This is a genomic window from Pseudoalteromonas arctica A 37-1-2 (genome assembly GCF_000238395.3).
Lineage (GTDB): Bacteria > Pseudomonadota > Gammaproteobacteria > Enterobacterales > Alteromonadaceae > Pseudoalteromonas > Pseudoalteromonas arctica.
In genome coordinates this window covers 3,678,356-3,697,184 of the sequence record NZ_CP011025.1, presented here as the reverse complement: position 1 = coordinate 3,697,184, position 18,829 = coordinate 3,678,356, and the positions used below count along the sequence as shown (strand labels likewise).

13 protein-coding genes, 3 rRNA genes and 1 pseudogene are annotated in these 18,829 nt (G+C 42.3%); 11 read left to right on the top strand and 6 right to left on the bottom strand.

From position 1 onward, the window contains the following. Nucleotides 1-58: 58 nt before the first annotated feature. Both rho and trxA read right to left on the bottom strand, forming a co-directional pair. Complete coding sequence (rho, locus tag PARC_RS16875) at nucleotides 59-1,318, bottom strand: transcription termination factor Rho (RefSeq protein ID WP_002960945.1); 1,260 nt, start codon at nucleotides 1,316-1,318, stop codon at nucleotides 59-61. A gap of 185 nt (nucleotides 1,319-1,503) precedes the next feature. Beyond that, a complete protein-coding gene (gene trxA, locus PARC_RS16870; RefSeq protein ID WP_002960942.1) occupies nucleotides 1,504-1,830 on the bottom strand; it encodes a thioredoxin TrxA in 327 nt (108 codons plus the stop codon). A 91-nt stretch (nucleotides 1,831-1,921) separates the two neighbouring features. Between trxA and rhlB the strand changes: the two genes are divergently transcribed. The 5 genes from rhlB to rrf all read left to right on the top strand — a co-directional run bounded on the left by rhlB (nucleotide 1,922) and on the right by rrf (nucleotide 10,330). Then, a complete protein-coding gene (gene rhlB, locus PARC_RS16865; RefSeq protein WP_002960940.1) occupies nucleotides 1,922-3,199 on the top strand; it encodes an ATP-dependent RNA helicase RhlB in 1,278 nt (425 codons plus the stop codon). Between the two features lie 43 nt (nucleotides 3,200-3,242). Then, nucleotides 3,243-4,736, top strand: a complete 1,494-nt coding sequence (gene gppA / locus PARC_RS16860; protein WP_010555420.1) for a guanosine-5'-triphosphate,3'-diphosphate diphosphatase — start codon at nucleotides 3,243-3,245, stop codon at nucleotides 4,734-4,736. 541 nt (nucleotides 4,737-5,277) lie between these two features. Next, nucleotides 5,278-6,813: ribosomal RNA gene (locus PARC_RS16855) — 16S ribosomal RNA — on the top strand. A gap of 299 nt (nucleotides 6,814-7,112) precedes the next feature. Continuing rightward, nucleotides 7,113-10,003, top strand: a 23S ribosomal RNA gene (locus PARC_RS16850). 212 nt (nucleotides 10,004-10,215) lie between these two features. Next, nucleotides 10,216-10,330: ribosomal RNA gene (gene rrf / locus PARC_RS16845) — 5S ribosomal RNA — on the top strand. Together the 16S, 23S and 5S rRNA genes form the textbook arrangement of a ribosomal RNA operon. Nucleotides 10,331-10,744: 414 nt before the next feature. On the opposite strand, the pseudogene PARC_RS16840 reads toward rrf, so the two are convergent. Continuing rightward, nucleotides 10,745-11,081: pseudogene (locus PARC_RS16840) on the bottom strand (DapH/DapD/GlmU-related protein); the annotation flags it as partial. Between the two features lie 145 nt (nucleotides 11,082-11,226). Here PARC_RS16840 and PARC_RS16835 point away from each other — a divergent pair. Then, nucleotides 11,227-11,820 carry a hypothetical protein gene (locus PARC_RS16835; RefSeq protein ID WP_096058067.1) on the top strand — a complete coding sequence of 198 codons (594 nt, stop codon included), beginning with the start codon at nucleotides 11,227-11,229 and terminating at the stop codon, nucleotides 11,818-11,820. 2 nt (nucleotides 11,821-11,822) lie between these two features. Here the strand turns inward: PARC_RS16835 and PARC_RS16830 are convergent, their stop codons facing one another. After that, a complete protein-coding gene (locus PARC_RS16830) occupies nucleotides 11,823-12,203 on the bottom strand; it encodes a hypothetical protein (RefSeq protein WP_007584916.1) in 381 nt (126 codons plus the stop codon). 99 nt (nucleotides 12,204-12,302) lie between these two features. Here PARC_RS16830 and PARC_RS16825 point away from each other — a divergent pair, with 99 nt between their 5' ends. After that, nucleotides 12,303-12,743 (top strand): tellurite resistance TerB family protein, encoded by a 441-nt coding sequence (locus PARC_RS16825; RefSeq protein ID WP_007584919.1) that lies wholly within the window; start codon nucleotides 12,303-12,305, stop codon nucleotides 12,741-12,743. A 21-nt stretch (nucleotides 12,744-12,764) separates the two neighbouring features. Here the strand turns inward: PARC_RS16825 and PARC_RS16820 are convergent, their stop codons facing one another. Beyond that, nucleotides 12,765-13,331, bottom strand: coding sequence for an NADPH-dependent FMN reductase (locus tag PARC_RS16820; protein ID WP_007584922.1), 567 nt, complete (start codon nucleotides 13,329-13,331; stop codon nucleotides 12,765-12,767). 119 nt (nucleotides 13,332-13,450) lie between these two features. Between PARC_RS16820 and PARC_RS16815 the strand changes: the two genes are divergently transcribed. After that, the gene (locus tag PARC_RS16815) at nucleotides 13,451-14,350 is read left to right on the top strand and encodes a LysR family transcriptional regulator (protein WP_007584924.1); all 900 of its coding nucleotides are present in this window, start codon (nucleotides 13,451-13,453) and stop codon (nucleotides 14,348-14,350) included. A gap of 32 nt (nucleotides 14,351-14,382) precedes the next feature. Here PARC_RS16815 and norR read toward each other — a convergent pair whose 3' ends face one another. After that, on the bottom strand, nucleotides 14,383-15,939 hold the full coding sequence (gene norR, locus PARC_RS16810; RefSeq protein ID WP_010555390.1) for a nitric oxide reductase transcriptional regulator NorR: 1,557 nt from the start codon (nucleotides 15,937-15,939) through the stop codon (nucleotides 14,383-14,385). A 160-nt stretch (nucleotides 15,940-16,099) separates the two neighbouring features. Between norR and PARC_RS16805 the strand changes: the two genes are divergently transcribed. The 3 genes from PARC_RS16805 to hmpA are packed head-to-tail and all read left to right on the top strand — an operon-like array spanning nucleotide 16,100 to nucleotide 18,803. After that, nucleotides 16,100-16,369, top strand: a complete 270-nt coding sequence (locus tag PARC_RS16805; protein WP_007584928.1) for a hypothetical protein — start codon at nucleotides 16,100-16,102, stop codon at nucleotides 16,367-16,369. After that, entirely contained in the window at nucleotides 16,369-17,601 is a 1,233-nt protein-coding gene (locus tag PARC_RS16800) for an NnrS family protein (RefSeq protein WP_010555391.1), read from the top strand. The genes PARC_RS16805 and PARC_RS16800 overlap by 1 nt, the downstream gene beginning before the upstream one ends. 20 nt (nucleotides 17,602-17,621) lie before the next feature. Next, on the top strand, nucleotides 17,622-18,803 hold the full coding sequence (hmpA, locus tag PARC_RS16795; RefSeq protein WP_010555392.1) for an NO-inducible flavohemoprotein: 1,182 nt from the start codon (nucleotides 17,622-17,624) through the stop codon (nucleotides 18,801-18,803). Nucleotides 18,804-18,829: the final 26 nt, after the last annotated feature.

Here is an 18,829-nt window from a genome sequence, read left to right as displayed (position 1 = left end):
ATTTATTCCAGACACAAAAAAAGCGCCTAAGGCGCTTTTTTATTCAATTAAAACGCTTTTATTGGCGTCTCATCGAATCAAAAAATTCATCATTGGTTTTGCTCATCGATAGTTTATCGATTAAGAATTCCATTGCATCAATTTCTGACATGTCATGAACAATTTTACGTAAAATCCAAAGCTTTTGAAGTTCATCTGGTTTTGTTAGTAATTCTTCACGACGAGTACCTGAGCGGTTAAAGTCGATAGCTGGGAATACACGTCTCTCCGCAATTTTACGGTTAAGGTGAAGTTCCATGTTACCAGTACCTTTAAACTCTTCGTAGATAACTTCATCCATTTTAGAGCCAGTATCGATAAGAGCTGTAGCTATGATTGTTAAGCTACCACCTTCCTCAACGTTACGTGCAGCACCAAAGAAGCGCTTAGGTTTATGTAATGCGTTAGCGTCAACACCACCAGTAAGTACTTTACCTGATGAAGGAATAACGGTGTTATAAGCACGTGCTAAACGAGTGATTGAATCTAATAAGATAACAACATCTTTTTTATGTTCAACTAGGCGTTTTGCTTTTTCGATAACCATTTCGGCAACTTGTACGTGACGAGAAGCTGGTTCATCGAACGTTGATGCAATAACTTCACCTTTAACTAGGCGTTGCATCTCTGTTACTTCTTCCGGACGTTCATCAATAAGTAAAACCATTAATGTTACATCAGGATGGTTGTGCGTAATTGATTGTGCAATATTTTGAAGTAGCATTGTTTTACCCGCTTTTGGCGGAGCTACTAACAAACCACGTTGGCCGCGGCCAATAGGAGATGCTAAATCAAGTACACGGGCTGTAATATCTTCTTTACTGCCGTTACCACGTTCCATGCGAAAACGTTCGTTTGCATGTAATGGGGTAAGGTTTTCAAAAAGAATTTTAGTTCGAGAGTTTTCAGGTTTATCAAAGTTAACTTCATTTACTTTAAGTAAAGCAAAGTAACGTTCACCGTCTTTAGGTGGACGAATAAGACCTGAAATTGAATCGCCAGTACGCATGCTGAAACGGCGAATTTGGCTAGGTGAAACATAAATGTCATCTGGGCCAGCTAAGTAAGAGGCTTCTGATGATCTTAAGAAGCCGAAACCATCTTGTAAAATCTCTAATACACCGCCGCCGAAGATATTCTCTCCGCCTTTGGCATGGGATTTAAGAATGGCAAAAATGATATCTTGCTTTCTTAAGCGGGCTACGTTTTCGAGCCCCATGGACTCAGCTAAGTCTACAAGCTCTTTAATGGACTTGTCTTTTAATTCGCGTAAATGCATATTGGTGGGTTCTTTATTACAGTTGTCATACTCAAAATCGCTTTGATCGTTGAGTGAGGTTTGTTGAATATAACTAAGGATTAGTTGGCTTTATAAACTAGCAGTTCACTGGCAAAGCGTCCAGTCTTTATACAAAATAAATTTAAAAAAGGGCAAAAAGCCCTTTTTATTGTTCTAGCTTACAGTTAGATGTTGTTTTCTAAAAACTCGATAAGTTGAGTTTTTGAAAGAGCACCTACTTTCGTTGCAGCTACTTGGCCATCTTTAAAAAGAAGTAAAGTAGGGATACCACGAATACCAAATTTTGGCGGTGTGCCAGCATTTTGGTCAATGTTTAATTTAGCAACAGTCACACGGCTGTCGTATTCATCAGCAACTTCGTGAAGAATAGGGGCGATCATTTTACACGGTCCACACCATTCAGCCCAGAAATCTACTAGTACTGGTTTGTCAGATTGTAATACGTCAGCTTCAAAGCTATCGTCAGTAATTTGGATTATTTTCTCGCTCATTGCGCTCTCCGATTTAGTTAGGCGAAATATTTAGTGCGTATTTAAACACTCTTGTTTCTTATTGCAAGTTTAAACGTTATGCTTAAACGCTATGACTAAGACACATTTAACCGATAAAAAGTTTTCAGACTTTGCTATCGCACCGGAAGTGGTTGCCGGTTTAACCGAGAATGGGTTTGAATATTGCACACCTATTCAAGCAAAATGCCTACCTTTTATTTGTGATGGACGCGATATCGCGGGCCAAGCTCAAACAGGTACAGGCAAAACGTTGGCGTTTCTAACTGCCACGTGCCATCGGTTATTACAATCTAGCAAAGCACCTAGTAAACATCCAAGAGCCCTGATCATGGCCCCTACTCGGGAGCTTGCGATTCAGATACACAAAGATGCTAAAATTTTAGCGCCGCACTGTAATCTTAACTTAGGTTTAGTATATGGTGGCGAAGATTACGAAAAACAACGTGCACAACTAGAAAAAGGCGTTGATATTTTAATTGGTACTACAGGTCGTCTAATTGATCTGTATAAGCAAGGCTGTTACACCCTTAATGAAATTGAGGTAGTCGTGCTTGATGAAGCTGATCGTATGTTCGATTTAGGTTTTATCAAAGATATTCGCTATATGTTCGATCGTATGCCAGATACATCAAAGCGTTTAAACTTATTATTTTCTGCCACATTATCGTATCGCGTACAAGAATTAGCTTTTGAGCACATGACAAACCCAGAACATGTTCAAATTGAACCTGACGTTAAAACGGGTAAACGTATTCAAGAAGAGCTATTTCATCCTTCGCAAGAAGATAAAATTAAGCTGTTGTTAACCTTAATTGAAGAAGAATGGCCAGAGAAAGCAATCGTGTTTGCAAATACCAAGCACAGTTGTGAAACAGTATATGCTTGGCTTAAGTCAGACGGTCATCGTGTAGGTATGCTTACTGGTGATGTTAACCAGAAAAAACGCCAAACTATATTAGCGCAGTTTAGCAAAGGCGACTTAGACTTTTTAGTTGCGACTGATGTTGCAGCGCGTGGTCTTCATATTCCAGAAGTAAGTCATGTATTTAACTTTGATTTACCTGACGATTGTGAAGATTATGTTCACCGTATTGGCCGTACTGGCCGCGCTGGTGCATCAGGCCACGCAATTAGTTTTGCATGTGAGCAATATGCATATAACCTGCATGAAATTGAAGAATATATAGAGCACAGCATTCCTTTATCACATTATGATAAAACAGCATTGCTAGATGATTTAACTCAGCCTATTATTCAAAGAAAGCGCAACTATTCAACAGGTCCACGTAACCGTAGTAATAACAGCGGACGTCGCCCAAATAATAGTTACCAAAAAGGACGGTCGTAAACGACCGTTTGTATAAGTAGTAGTAACTAGAGGTTTTTGAACGGTGGGGCAACTTAAACCGCAAAAAAATGTGTACGCAGTTATTGATTTGGGCTCAAATAGCTTTCATATGCTTATAGCCAAATCAATTGCTGGCGGTCTACAAACAATTGGACGTGTTAAACGCAAAGTCCGATTAGCCGCAGGGCTTGATAAAGATAACGTATTGAGCACTGAAGCAATGCAGCGAGGCTGGGAATGCCTTGCCCTTTTTGCTGAGCGTCTACAAGATATCCCAGATAAAAACATCACCATAGTAGCAACAGCCACCTTACGGCTAGCCACTAACGCCGAAGTATTCAAAAATCATGCAGAAAAGATTCTTGGCCATAACATTAATGTTATTAGCGGAGAATTAGAAGCGCGTACAATTTATAAAGGTGTTGCTCATACTTCATCTTGTACTGGCAAACAGCTTGTTATTGATATTGGTGGTGCAAGTACCGAAGTTGTAATTGGTAAAGCATTTGATGCCTTACATTACAAAAGCCTCAATATGGGGTGTGTTACCTATCTTGAACGCTATTTCAAAGACTGCCAATTAAGTAAGAGTAACTTTAACGCAGCCATAAAAGCAGCTCGTACAGTCATTGATGAAATTTCTCCAGAATATAAAACAGCGGGATGGCAAATTGCATCTGGTGCTTCTGGCACAGTGCAAGCAATTCAAGAAATTATGGTCGCTCAAAATCTTGACGATTTACTTACGCTTGAAAAGCTCAACACTATAAAAGAGCAAGCAATTGCATTCAGCACTATTGCAGCGCTAGACCTTCCTGGATTAAGTGAAGACCGTCGACTGGTATTTGTATCAGGGCTCGCAATCTTAATCGCACTATTTGAATCTCTTGAAATAGAAAAAATGGGATTGGCGGGTGGAGCACTGCGTGAAGGCGTTTTATATAGCATGGTTCCGGAGTTTCATAATAACGACATTCGTAAACGCACAGTTGATGGGTTTATGAGTCGTTATCACGTCGATCAAAAACAAGCGTGTCGGGTTTCAAGCTTAGCTATGCAGTTAGCGGTAAGTATTGATAAAGATTGGCCAATTGAAAGTTTAAATGGGTTACCACTATTAAAAGCGGTAGCTCAGCTTCATGAGATTGGATTACTAATAGAATATAAGCAGTACCATAAACACACCGCTTATATTTTGGAAAATACTGATATGCCTGGTTTTTCACAGTCAGAGCATAAATTAATTGTAGCGGTAGCGGATGCGCATCGTTCTGATTTTCCAAAAGGCTGTTTTAATTCACTCGGCGTAAATAGTCTATTAGCGCAATATATAGTGAGATTACTACGAATAGCAGTCATCTTATCAATGCGCAGACAAGATGACGTACTGCCTAAGTTTAAGTTAACTGCTAAAAATGAAGTGTTAGACCTTAAGTTTGAAAGTAACTGGTTAAAAGATCATCCATTAATGGCCAGCGAGCTACAACAAGAGTCTAAACAGCAAGGTAAACTTGGGTGGAAGCTCATAGTAAACTAATTAAAAAGGCCCATCAGGGCCTTTTTAGTGTTTAAAGTAACCATTTCGATGCAAATATGTGCGAACAGCACATTATTTCAAGTTTTCTTCAAAAAAGGGTTGATCTGTTTTCGGATCTCCCTATAATGCGACCCCACTGAGACGGGAAACGCCAACGCATAGCGAGGCACGAACAACTCAGGGTGTTAAGTAAAACTTAGTTTGAATCTTTTTAGAAAGTTTAAATTTAAGTGTTGACAAAAAAATAGGAAAGCGTAATATGCGCAGCCCTAGCGAGATAAAGTTTAACTTTATAATTGCAACGTTCTTTAACAATATAAAGCAATCATCTGTGTGGGCACTCGTACAGATTGAGTTCTAACAGCCAAACTACTTACTCTTTATGGGTAACTAGTGAGGCAAACAAATTAGAGTCTCAATTGAAAACTGAGTGACCAACAGAATAGTTATTTCGGTAATTATTCGGCACAGTCAATTCAATATCGAAAGATATTAAAATAAATTCAGAATTCATTGAGCTGTCGAAAGACATAAAACTTTTTAATTGAAGAGTTTGATCATGGCTCAGATTGAACGCTGGCGGCAGGCCTAACACATGCAAGTCGAGCGGTAACAGAAAGTAGCTTGCTACTTTGCTGACGAGCGGCGGACGGGTGAGTAATGCTTGGGAACATGCCTTGAGGTGGGGGACAACAGTTGGAAACGACTGCTAATACCGCATAATGTCTACGGACCAAAGGGGGCTTCGGCTCTCGCCTTTAGATTGGCCCAAGTGGGATTAGCTAGTTGGTGAGGTAATGGCTCACCAAGGCGACGATCCCTAGCTGGTTTGAGAGGATGATCAGCCACACTGGGACTGAGACACGGCCCAGACTCCTACGGGAGGCAGCAGTGGGGAATATTGCACAATGGGCGCAAGCCTGATGCAGCCATGCCGCGTGTGTGAAGAAGGCCTTCGGGTTGTAAAGCACTTTCAGTCAGGAGGAAAGGTTAACGGTTAATACCCGTTAGCTGTGACGTTACTGACAGAAGAAGCACCGGCTAACTCCGTGCCAGCAGCCGCGGTAATACGGAGGGTGCGAGCGTTAATCGGAATTACTGGGCGTAAAGCGTACGCAGGCGGTTTGTTAAGCGAGATGTGAAAGCCCCGGGCTCAACCTGGGAACTGCATTTCGAACTGGCAAACTAGAGTGTGATAGAGGGTGGTAGAATTTCAGGTGTAGCGGTGAAATGCGTAGAGATCTGAAGGAATACCGATGGCGAAGGCAGCCACCTGGGTCAACACTGACGCTCATGTACGAAAGCGTGGGGAGCAAACGGGATTAGATACCCCGGTAGTCCACGCCGTAAACGATGTCTACTAGAAGCTCGGAGCCTCGGTTCTGTTTTTCAAAGCTAACGCATTAAGTAGACCGCCTGGGGAGTACGGCCGCAAGGTTAAAACTCAAATGAATTGACGGGGGCCCGCACAAGCGGTGGAGCATGTGGTTTAATTCGATGCAACGCGAAGAACCTTACCTACACTTGACATACAGAGAACTTACCAGAGATGGTTTGGTGCCTTCGGGAACTCTGATACAGGTGCTGCATGGCTGTCGTCAGCTCGTGTTGTGAGATGTTGGGTTAAGTCCCGCAACGAGCGCAACCCCTATCCTTAGTTGCTAGCAGGTAATGCTGAGAACTCTAAGGAGACTGCCGGTGATAAACCGGAGGAAGGTGGGGACGACGTCAAGTCATCATGGCCCTTACGTGTAGGGCTACACACGTGCTACAATGGCGCATACAGAGTGCTGCGAACTCGCGAGAGTAAGCGAATCACTTAAAGTGCGTCGTAGTCCGGATTGGAGTCTGCAACTCGACTCCATGAAGTCGGAATCGCTAGTAATCGCGTATCAGAATGACGCGGTGAATACGTTCCCGGGCCTTGTACACACCGCCCGTCACACCATGGGAGTGGGTTGCTCCAGAAGTAGATAGTCTAACCCTCGGGAGGACGTTTACCACGGAGTGATTCATGACTGGGGTGAAGTCGTAACAAGGTAGCCCTAGGGGAACCTGGGGCTGGATCACCTCCTTATACGATTTAGAACTTATTTGTTCGTAGTGTCCACACAGATGATTGTTAATTAGTGCTTGTCCCTTTGGGATGACTAATTAATATGCTCTTTAAAAATTTGGAAAAGCTGATAATAAAATTCTGATGAATACATTGTATTTATCAAGAGTTTTCAAAAGTAAAAAAAGAATGGTAGCAGTACCATTCAGTGCCATTTAGTTAACTCTTAGGAGTTGATTGATTGGTATCTACTTTAGTATTCAATATTGACTTCTGGCGAAGTTAAACTGTCACAAAACAAAGACCCGTTTGGGTTGTATGGTTAAGTGACTAAGCGTACACGGTGGATGCCTTGGCAGTTGGAGGCGATGAAGGACGTATTAACTTGCGATAAGCTTAGTCAAGCTAGTAAAAAGCGCTTGAGACTAAGATTTCCGAATGGGGAAACCCACCTGCTTGCAGGTATCGTTAACTGAATACATAGGTTAACGAGGCGAACGCGGAGAACTGAAACATCTAAGTACCCGTAGGAAAAGAAATCAACCGAGATTCCGAAAGTAGCGGCGAGCGAAATCGGAACAGCCCTTAAGCTTATTATGTGTTAATGGAAGGCTGCTGGAAAGCGCCACGATACAGGGTGATAGTCCCGTACATGAAAAGACATTTTAAGTGAAATCGAGTAGGTCGGAGCACGTGAAACTTTGACTGAATATAGGTGGACCATCATCTAAGGCTAAATACTCCCAACTGACCGATAGTGAACCAGTACCGTGAGGGAAAGGCGAAAAGAACCCCTGTGAGGGGAGTGAAATAGAACCTGAAACCGTGTACGTACAAGCAGTAGGAGCCCACTTGTTGGGTGACTGCGTACCTTTTGTATAATGGGTCAGCGACTTATATTTTGTAGCGAGGTTAACCGAATAGGGTAGCCGTAGGGAAACCGAGTCTTAACTGGGCGAATAGTTGCAAGGTATAGACCCGAAACCCGGTGATCTAGCCATGGGCAGGTTGAAGGTTGAGTAACATCAACTGGAGGACCGAACCCACTAACGTTGAAAAGTTAGGGGATGACCTGTGGCTAGGAGTGAAAGGCTAATCAAACCGGGAGATAGCTGGTTCTCCCCGAAATCTATTTAGGTAGAGCCTCGGACGAATACTTACGGGGGTAGAGCACTGTTAAGGCTAGGGGGTCATCCCGACTTACCAACCCTTTGCAAACTCCGAATACCGTAAAGTAATATCCGGGAGACACACGGCGGGTGCTAACGTCCGTCGTGAAGAGGGAAACAACCCAGACCGCCAGCTAAGGTCCCAAAGTCATAGTTAAGTGGGAAACGATGTGGAAAGGCCCAGACAGCCAGGAGGTTGGCTTAGAAGCAGCCATCCTTTAAAGAAAGCGTAATAGCTCACTGGTCGAGTCGGTCTGCGCGGAAGATGTAACGGGGCTAAACTATGCACCGAAGCTGCGGATTCAGAATTTATTCTGAGTGGTAGGGGAGCGTTCTGTAAGCCGTTGAAGGTGTACCGGGAGGTATGCTGGAGGTATCAGAAGTGCGAATGCTGACATGAGTAACGATAATGGGAGTGAAAAACTCCCACGCCGGAAGACCAAGGGTTCCTATCCCATGTTAATCAGGGTAGGGTAAGTCGACCCCTAAGGCGAGGCCGAAAGGCGTAGTCGATGGGAAACAGATTAATATTTCTGTACTCGATATAATTGCGATGGGGGGACGGAGCAGGCTAAGCAAGCATAGCGTTGGTAGTCTATGTGAAAGTGAGTAGGGCGTTTGTTTAGGTAAATCCGGACAAACACTAAACCTGAGACACGAGACGAGTCACTACGGTGATGAAGTTGCTGATGCCATACTTCCAGGAAAAGCCTCTAAGCTTCAGATTATATGGAATCGTACCCCAAACCGACACAGGTGGTCAGGTAGAGAATACTAAGGCGCTTGAGAGAACTCGGGTGAAGGAACTAGGCAAAATCGTACCGTAACTTCGGGAGAAGGTACGCTCCTATCTGTGATGAGACTTGCTCTCTAAGCGGACGGGAGCCGCAGTGACCAGGTGGCTGGGACTGTTTATTAAAAACACAGCACTGTGCAAAATCGCAAGATGACGTATACGGTGTGACACCTGCCCGGTGCCGGAAGGTTAATTGATGGGGTTATCCTTAGGGAGAAGCTCTTGATCGAAGCCCCGGTAAACGGCGGCCGTAACTATAACGGTCCTAAGGTAGCGAAATTCCTTGTCGGGTAAGTTCCGACCTGCACGAATGGTGTAACCATGGCCACGCTGTCTCCACCCGAGACTCAGTGAAATTGAAATCGCAGTGAAGATGCTGTGTACCCGCGGCTAGACGGAAAGACCCCGTGAACCTTTACTACAGCTTGGCACTGAACATTGAACCTACATGTGTAGGATAGGTGGGAGACTTTGAAGCAGCGACGCTAGTTGTTGTGGAGTCAACCTTGAAATACCACCCTTGTAGTTTTGATGTTCTAACGTTGGCCCCTGAATCGGGGTTACGGACAGTGCCTGGTGGGTAGTTTGACTGGGGCGGTCTCCTCCTAAAGAGTAACGGAGGAGCACGAAGGTTGGCTAAGTACGGTCGGACATCGTACGGTTAGTGTAATGGTAGAAGCCAGCTTAACTGCGAGACAGACACGTCGAGCAGGTACGAAAGTAGGTCATAGTGATCCGGTGGTTCTGAATGGAAGGGCCATCGCTCAACGGATAAAAGGTACTCCGGGGATAACAGGCTGATACCGCCCAAGAGTTCATATCGACGGCGGTGTTTGGCACCTCGATGTCGGCTCATCACATCCTGGGGCTGAAGTCGGTCCCAAGGGTATGGCTGTTCGCCATTTAAAGTGGTACGCGAGCTGGGTTTAGAACGTCGTGAGACAGTTCGGTCCCTATCTGCCGTGGGCGTTTGAGAATTGAGAGGGGTTGCTCCTAGTACGAGAGGACCGGAGTGAACGAACCGCTGGTGTTCGGGTTGTCATGCCAATGGCATTGCCCGGTAGCTACGTTCGGAACTGATAAGCGCTGAAAGCATCTAAGCGCGAAGCAGGCCTCGAGATGAGTTCTCACTAGACTTTTAAAGTCTCTGAAGGGCCGTTGAAGACTACAACGTTGATAGGCAAGATGTGGAAGTGGTGTGAGCCATTAAGCTAACTTGTACTAATTACCCGTGAGGCTTAACCATACAACGCCAAACGCGTTTTATGTGATAGTGAAACAAGCGAAGAAGTTAATATGACTAAAGTAGATATTACTTAAGAAAGACTTAAAAAATATTATCAGATATTTTCCAAATTCAAGAGGTGACTCTTAGCGCGTAGCGTTAACATTGAGGCACCTTGCGCAAAGAAAATGGTAGCACTACGTGCTTGTCATTGATTCTTTGCACCTAATTTGCTTGGTGACAATAGCGTTTTGGACCCACCTGATTCCATGCCGAACTCAGTAGTGAAACGAAACAGCGCCGATGATAGTGTAGCATTTGCTATGTGAAAGTAGGACATTACCAGGCTTCAAATTGTAGAAAGCCCGAATCTAACGATTCGGGCTTTTTTACGTCTGCAGAAAAGTGAAATGCGCGCAATTAATATACACTCACATCAACACATATCACGTAGGTCGGGCGAGCGCAGCGACTCCCGACGTTAAAATCACAACAAAAACCCTTAATACCCCATTCGGCCAATAAATTAGCATTTGCTACGTGACTCTCCACCGCTGTGGGCACTATGACATTACACAAGCTTCACATTGTAGAAAGCCCGGATCTAACGATTCGGGCTTTTTTATGCTTGTAGAAAAAGTGATTCAGGTATTCCTCTATAGCGGAGCGTCTCTTAGTGAATAATTCACTTAATTTAACGAGTTAAAGTGCTCGCTGATGCGAGCGTAGCGACTCCCAACGTTAAAATCACATCGAGAATAACTACAGTTTTCTTATTTCACGAGCTGGGTTACCCGCTACTACAGTATTAGGCATTACACTTTTAGTAACGAAAGCACCCGCAGCCGCAACACTATTTTCACCAATACTCACACCCGCTAAAATAATTACACCTGCGTCAACCCATACGTTATTGTCTAACGCGATAGGTGCTGCAAATTTTTCTTTATTAAGCCTTTTTGCTGGATTAGTAGCATGTGACACAGCTAAGAGCTGAACGTTCGGGCCAATTAAGCAGTCATCACAAATGGTGATTAAGTAATTGGCCAATGGCTAGTTGAGGTGTGTAATTAATATTTATAAAAGTAGGATTGTTAATGAAGGCTGAGATATTTAGTCGTTAATCGCTATTTAGTAGTTTTACCTAGTTGTCTTGTTCTAAATTTTATATAGATACTTCTAATAAAGTACTTAAGAAAACTGTACTATTACAGGTGTTTTAAAATAACTATAACGAGAAACATATGAAATTATTAACTGCAGCAACTTTAATAGTTGCTTCATCGACAGCTTTTGCACGCCCTGCACCGCTAGTGTCTATTCCTACTCATGATGCCTTTGTTAATAGTATTGCAGCGCATTGCGGTAAAGCTTTTGAAGGTGAAGTAGCGGTAGATAACGCGAAAGGGCCAAGCTCATTTACAGATAAAAAGCTGGTTATGCATGTACGTAAATGTAGCGAGACTGAGTTACAAGTGCCGTTTCATGTAGGAGACGATGCATCACGTACGTGGATCATAACTAAAACGGGTAGTGGCTTGAGTTTAAAGCACGATCATCGTCATAAAGATGGAATAGACGACGCATCAACTATGTATGGTGGCCATACGCTTGATGCAGGGTTCGCGCAAATGCAGTCGTTTCCAGCAGACCAATACTCTAAAGAGTTATTCGTGAAAGAAGGCATTGCACAGTCTGTAGGTAATACATGGCAAATGTATATTTACCCAAAAGTATTTACTTATCGATTAATTCGCCAAGGACGTGAGTTTAAGGTGGATTTTGATTTAACTAAACCGATTACTCCACCATCAGCACCTTGGGGTTATAAAGACTAAGGTTACTTACCCTTGTTTGCATCTTCTTTAGTTTCGCATTGTAGTAAAACACTTAAATCTGGTTGGTAAGCACGTGGTTTTGTTGGAAAGCGTTCGTACTCTTGCACGCCTTCAAGTATTTTCAACATAAAGGTATTGCCGCGGCATAGACGGTCCGCATGGCGTAATAAAAATACACTTTGATTGGTAAAGTGTTTGTAATCGTCTGACTGGATTTCTATTTTATAGTTGTCTTCGCCAATTTTGGTTTGGTAGTAATGCACTTTGTTGTCAAAGTCGTATAGCTTCTCTGTTTCGGCTTTTTCAGCAAGTGCAGTATTTGCACTTGAAAGGGCCACCAGTGTAGCGCCTATAAATAAGCGTGGTGCGTTTATTCCTTTCATAAAATGTATCCTTTAATTTGCGAACTTTATACCCATTAATAAGAGTAATAAGGTCGATTTCTTTACGTATTAGTCTAACACCCAAAAAGGGAAAGTGTGATGTTCAAACAAATAAAACAACTTTTTGCTGTATTCGATGAACAGCAGCCAAGTATGCAAGAGCACGATTTAAAAACAGCTGTTGCTGCATTATTAATTGAAGTTATGCGTGCAGATACCAAGCTTGAACATGATGAACAACGAACCCTGACTGTAACCTTAAAAAAGTATTTTAATTTAACAGATATTGAGGTTAATGAGCTTACTAATAACGCGGCAAGCAGCTTAGATGATTCGATAGATTACTTTCAGTTTTCAAAACAGATTAATGAGCATTGCAGCGCGGCGCAGCGAATAGAAATAATAGAATTATTATGGCGCTTAGCGTATGCCGATGGAGAAATAGATCCCCAAGAAGACTACGTAATACGTAAAGTAGCAGGGCTTTTATATGTAACGCATACCGATTTTATCGCCGCAAAACTCGCGGCGACAAAGTAATTAGTTATTTAGGCGTGCAAGTTACCTTAACTTACTTGCAACGCTTACTAACTGATGAGCAAGCGCCGATACTCGCTCTGCAGTAACAGGTTCATTAATTTGCCCATTTTCATCAAACAATGTGTGTACAGCGGGTACTGCAAGTTGATCGGCAAGCACTAACGATCCAATACCACTTAGTATATCACGTACATGATTTAAACCGCGTAACCCACCAAGTCCACCTGGTGATGCTGAAAACAGCGCCACTACTTTATTGCGAAAAGCAGGAACAGCACCTTGCTCTGTGCGCGATGCCCAATCAATCGCATTTTTAAGTGCTGCAGTTATAGATCCGTTGTACTCTGGGCTTGCTAGTAAAATACCGTCAGCTGCACGTAGTTTGTCTTTTAAAAGCTGTACATCGCTTGGTGTACCTTGCGCTTCAATATCTTCGTTAAATAGTGGGATGTTTAATTCGTTTAGTTTTATTACTTCTACTTCAGCACCTGTTTGTAGAGCAAAACGTGCTGCCTCATTAATAATTTTTTGATTAAAGCTTTCTTGTCGAAGACTTCCTGCTAGGGCGATAATTTTTGGTGCTGACATGCTAGTGACCTTTTAGTGTTTAAACTTACAACGCTAATGTAGCAAAATTTTGCTTGTAGAAAACCCCAATAAACGCAACACTTGTGTGCGTAAATGCACATAAGTATAAGGTAATCAGAATGGCGATAAAATTTGAAGATTGGCAAGACGTTAAAGTAGCGTTTGAAGTAGCACGATTAGGCACGTTAACGGCGGCAGCAGAAGAGCTTAATGTGCACCACAGCACAGTACTTAGGCGAATTAATAATCTTGAAAAAAACTTAAATGCACGCCTTTTTCATCGCCATGCTCGTGGTTACAAGGTTACTGAAATTGGCACCAAGTTATTTGAAACAGCACAAACTATCCATAGCTCCTTAGAGCAGTTACATAACGATATAGCAGCAGCCGATAGCACCCTTAGAGGGAGTTTATTGCTAACGACGGTAAGTGGCTTTATGGATGTACTTGGTGATGTATGTGAGCAATTTCAGGCATTACATCCGCAAGTGCAGTTAGAAGTTATTTTAGAACAAAAAAGGTTAAGGCTCGATCACGGACAAGCACATATTGCAGTTCGTGCAGGCCCAAGGCCTGATGAAGGCGATTATATTGCTCAGCATTTAGCGCAGTTATCATCGGGTTTATACGCTAATAAACGTTACATTAATAAGTACGGGATGCCTAAATTATTAAGTGATTTACAACAACATAATTTTGTATCGGGTGTGGCGGGTTTTAATGCCCGCGTGCCTTATTTTGCATGGGCTGATGAACATATTCCTGCATCGCAAATTAAGCTGCGAGTATCTGAAACCGCAGAAGCGACTCGTGCAATAATTAAAGGGCTAGGCATTGGCGGATTACAGCATGACGTAGCGGCGCAATATTCTGATTTAGTACCTATATTACACAGTGAGTTAAGCTGGCCTACCGATGTATGGTTAGTCACGCATCACCTAGTACATCGCACTGCTAAAGTACAAGCTTTTGCAGGGTTGTTAAAAACACATTTTAGTAAGTTAGCTGCTAATCAATAGTTTTAGCAGCATTTTAGCTGTGTTTTAAATGATTATAGTGTTTTTTTTATTTCTATCCCTAGGCGTTTAGCCAAGCGTACTAAGTTAGCTCTATCTAATTCAAGTACTCTTGCTGCTGCTGACCAGTTGTAGTTATGCTTCTTTAATTGCTCAGTAATTACGTTGTATTGCAACGATTCTACAGCTTGCTTTAAAGGTTGGTTGATTAAGGTGTTGGTTGTACTTTGGCTTGCTACTAGAGAGTTTTGCGGCGCACTCGGGGTTAAATCACAGTGCTCGCTTGTAATGGTTATTATTGGATTTTGCCATTGGCTTTGTTTTGCTTTTAGGGCGCTGCGGCTAATGACATGTTCAAGCTCGCGAACGTTACCTGGCCAGTTGTACTGATTAAGTAGTACTTGCGCTTCAGGGCTTAGTTTTAATTGTTTTATCCCTAATTTACGGGCTGTTTGCTCAATAAAATAACCAGCTAAGAGTGTTATGTCGTGCTCGCGTTTACTAAGTGGTGGCACAGTAATAGGGTAGACACTGAGGCGATGGTATAAATCGGCTCTAAAGCGACCTTGAGCTACTTCTTCTTTTAAGTTTCTGTTGGTTGCAGCAACGACGCGTACATCTACGTACTTTGGCGTGTCTTCTCCTACCGTTTGTATTTCGCCACTTTGTAGCACTCGTAATAGTTTACTTTGCATGGCCAGGGGCAGTTCGCCTATTTCATCTAAAAATAACGTGCCGCCATCAGCTAATTGAAATTTACCCTGGCGCGAATTTTGTGCGCCTGTAAAAGCCCCTTTCGCATGACCAAAAAATTCACTTTCAGCAAGGTTCTCAGGAAGCGATGCACAATTTAAGTGAATAAGCGGTTGATCTTTTCGAGCTGAATTTAAGTGAATATTACGCGCTACAAGCTCTTTCCCTACTCCTGTTTCACCTAATATAAGCACGCTAAAGTTAGATGCTGCAACGAGTTTAATTTCGTTTTTAAGTGTTTGCATTAGCGGACTTTGACCAATAATTTCACCGCCGTCCCGTGTTAACGCTTCACGATTTAGTTCTTGCACTAATGCACTTGAGTGCTGTGCATGCTGTTTGTAATGGGCAAGCTCTAAAGCTGTTTTAAAGTGCGCACTACACAGCGTTTGTAAGGTATTGAGTGTATCAGCGCTTATGCTGTTAAATGCATTGGCGTTAAGGCTATCAAACGTAAGTACGCCAAGTAGTGCGTTTTTATCATAAAGGGGTAAACCTAAACATGCATGTACCGGTATGTCGCCGGTTTTAGCTAATAGCAATCCGTCGTATGGATCGGGTAGTGGGCAGTCGTGCGCAAATTGTAGCGCGAGTGTGCTTTTGCAAATAGCTTCTAGGCGAGGGTGCTCTACTATTTTAAATCGTCTGCCAAGGCTGTCGGACATTAACCCTTTAATTGCCAGTGGTTTTAATTGCTCGCCCTGAAGCACTAATAACGCACTTGCATCACTAGGGATCACCCGTTCAACCGTTGCTAGTAATTGATCAAAGCTATGCTCGTGTAGTGTACTTTGAGCAAGCTCTAGAGCAACTTGGGTAAGGTTGAATTGCTGGTTCATGTCAAAATGACCTGTTTGTGTTCTTATGAGTTAATTTATAGTAGGTCATAAAGACTCATACTGTAAAGTGGTTTAATTTAACTTATTGAATTTAATTAATTAAATTTGTTGGCACAGTATGTGTAATAGCTAAGTAACGTAGTTAGTTACAGAGATCGCCATGAACACACTAATGCTGAATAATTTAAATAATCAAACACAGTTTAGTTCACTATACGAAACAGTATTATTTGCTGCCAATACTGCATTAGCTGTGAGTTTAGTGTGTATTACGGCAAGTATTTTAATTAGCTACCCGTTTGCTGAGTACTTTTCCATGGCGGTGCAAGTATCAGCTCATATTGGCACTATTGTTATTGCTGCTATTTTAAAAGTAAGTTACGTACTGCGCTGTGTTGCACAACATGGTTTAGGGCAGGAGGTACGATAATGCGCCCTATAAACTTAACTGAGCCAATGCCAGCACGCGTTGCTATTCATCAAGTATCTCAATGGCCATTATGGATGCTCGCTTTTAGACCTTTCTTTTTAGGCGGTGGCTTATTGGCATTTTTGTCGGTGGGGTATTGGCTACTTATTTTAACAGGCCATGCAAGTTGGCACTCATCGATACCTGCAACATTATGGCACGCGCACGAAATGCTGTTTGGCTTTGCAGGAGTTGTAGCTGTTGGCTTTTTACTTACCGCTGCACAAACATGGACAGGCGTACCGAGCATAAGTGGCAAAGCCCTTATGTGGCTTACGTTTATATGGCTTGCAGCGCGCTTAGCCTTTTTTGTGATATTGCCTGATATTGCTCATTTTAATTTATATGCTGCACTTACATTACAAGTTATTTGGTGGCTAGGCGCCATAGCAGTATTGGCTAATATGTTATTAAAAGCCAATAGCAAAAGTAACTATCCGTTTTTAGCTATTTTAGCTGTGCTTTGTGGGCTCAATGTATTGTATTTAATACTTGTTTTAAAACAAAACATGCAGCTTGCACTTGGTGTGGTTGATACCGCAGTACTGGTAATTACTTTACTAGTTGGCATTGTTGCGGGTCGCGTTCTACCATTTTTTACCGCTAAAGGTCTAGGTTTAACCGCACAAGTTCGCACTCCTAAAATAGATAAAGCGGTGATGTATTTATCTATTTTGGCTATCACTTTATTTTTCATCAACAAGTTGTTTTTGAACACGATTAATCCTGCGTTAGTTGTTGCAACTGTTGCTGCGCTTCACCTGGTCAGGGCTGGTTTTTGGTGGGATAGCAAGGTATTGAGAGTGCCGTTGTTATGGTCTTTACATTTTTCCTACTTAGCGTTAGGCGTAGGGTTAATGATGGTTGCATTTAGCTTTTATAGCAGTGCAATACAATTTAAAGATGCGCTGCACTTAATCACTATTGGCACAATAGGTATGATGATTTTAGCAATGATGACGCGTGTATCACATGGTCATACAGGGCGTACACTCGCTATTCCTCATTACATGGCTGTTGCTTTTGCGTTTTTGCTTGTGGCCGCTATTACTCGTTCATTACTCCCTTTTATTATTGGGCCTCACCTTGCTTGGCAAATAAGTGCTTTGCTGTGGTTAGTGGCTTTTTCATTATTTTTAATTCACTGCACACCTATATTAACGCGGCGTCGTGTTGATGGGCGTCGTGGTTAGTTCATCCATAGGAAACACATATGTTATCTGATAAAACCATTGAGATTGTAAAAAGCACAGTTCCGTTATTAGCGCAGGCGGGTACGGTTGTTACCGATCATTTTTATAAGCGTTTATTTAGCCATAATCCTGAGCTTAAAAATATTTTTAATATGGCGAATCAAGATACAGGTCGTCAGCAATTTGCACTTTTTAATGCATTGGCTGCGTATGCACAAAATATTGATAATTTAGCCGTATTAAAAGAAGCGCTAACACGTATTAATCATAAGCATACAAGCTTGAATATTTTACCTGAGCATTACCCTATTGTAGGTGCACACTTAATTGGTACGCTTAAAGAGCTTCTTCCTGAGCAATTTACTCCCGATGTTGAATACGCTTGGCGCGAAGCTTACGGCGTACTTGCTGATATTTGTATAACCGAAGAAGCTGCTTTGTATGAGCACAGTAAAAATAAACACGGTGGTTGGGCGGGAACTCGCCAATTTGAAATAACCAACAAACAGGCTGAATCAGAACTAGTAACGAGTTTTACACTTACGCCAGTTGATGGCGAAGCTGTTATTACACATAAACCAGGGCAGTATTTAGGTATTAAAGTTAAGCCAGAGGGCGCTGAATATGAAGAAATTCGCCAGTATTCTATTTCACAAAAAAGTAACGCTAAAAACTACCGTATTAGTGTTAAAAAAGAGCTACAGCCAAAGCCTGGCATGGTGTCTAATCATTTACACTCATTAGAGCAAGGCACTATTGTTGAGTTATACCCGCCGGCAGGAGACTTCTTTTTACGCAATAACACAAACCCAGCTGTACTCATTTCAGCAGGTGTTGGGCAAACGCCAATGCTGGCTATGCTTGAAACGTTATTAAGTGACAACTCTAATCAAGAGATTATGTATTTACATGCCTGCGAAAATACTCAGCAGCATTCGTTTTCAAAATATTTAAATGAGTTAAATGCAGTTTATAACCGTTTACAAACAATGACGTGGTTTAACCAAGCGACAGAGGGCGCTGACTTTACTGGGTTAATGAACCTAAACGCAGTACAAGCACAGCTACCATTGAGTAATGGTGACTTTTACTTATGTGGTCCTGCCGGTTTTATGGCATTTATAAAAAACCAGTTACTTGAATTAGGTGTTAAAAACGAGCAGATTCATTATGAAGTGTTTGGTCCGCATCAAGACTTGTAATAACGCTTTAAAATAGAAAAAGGCGC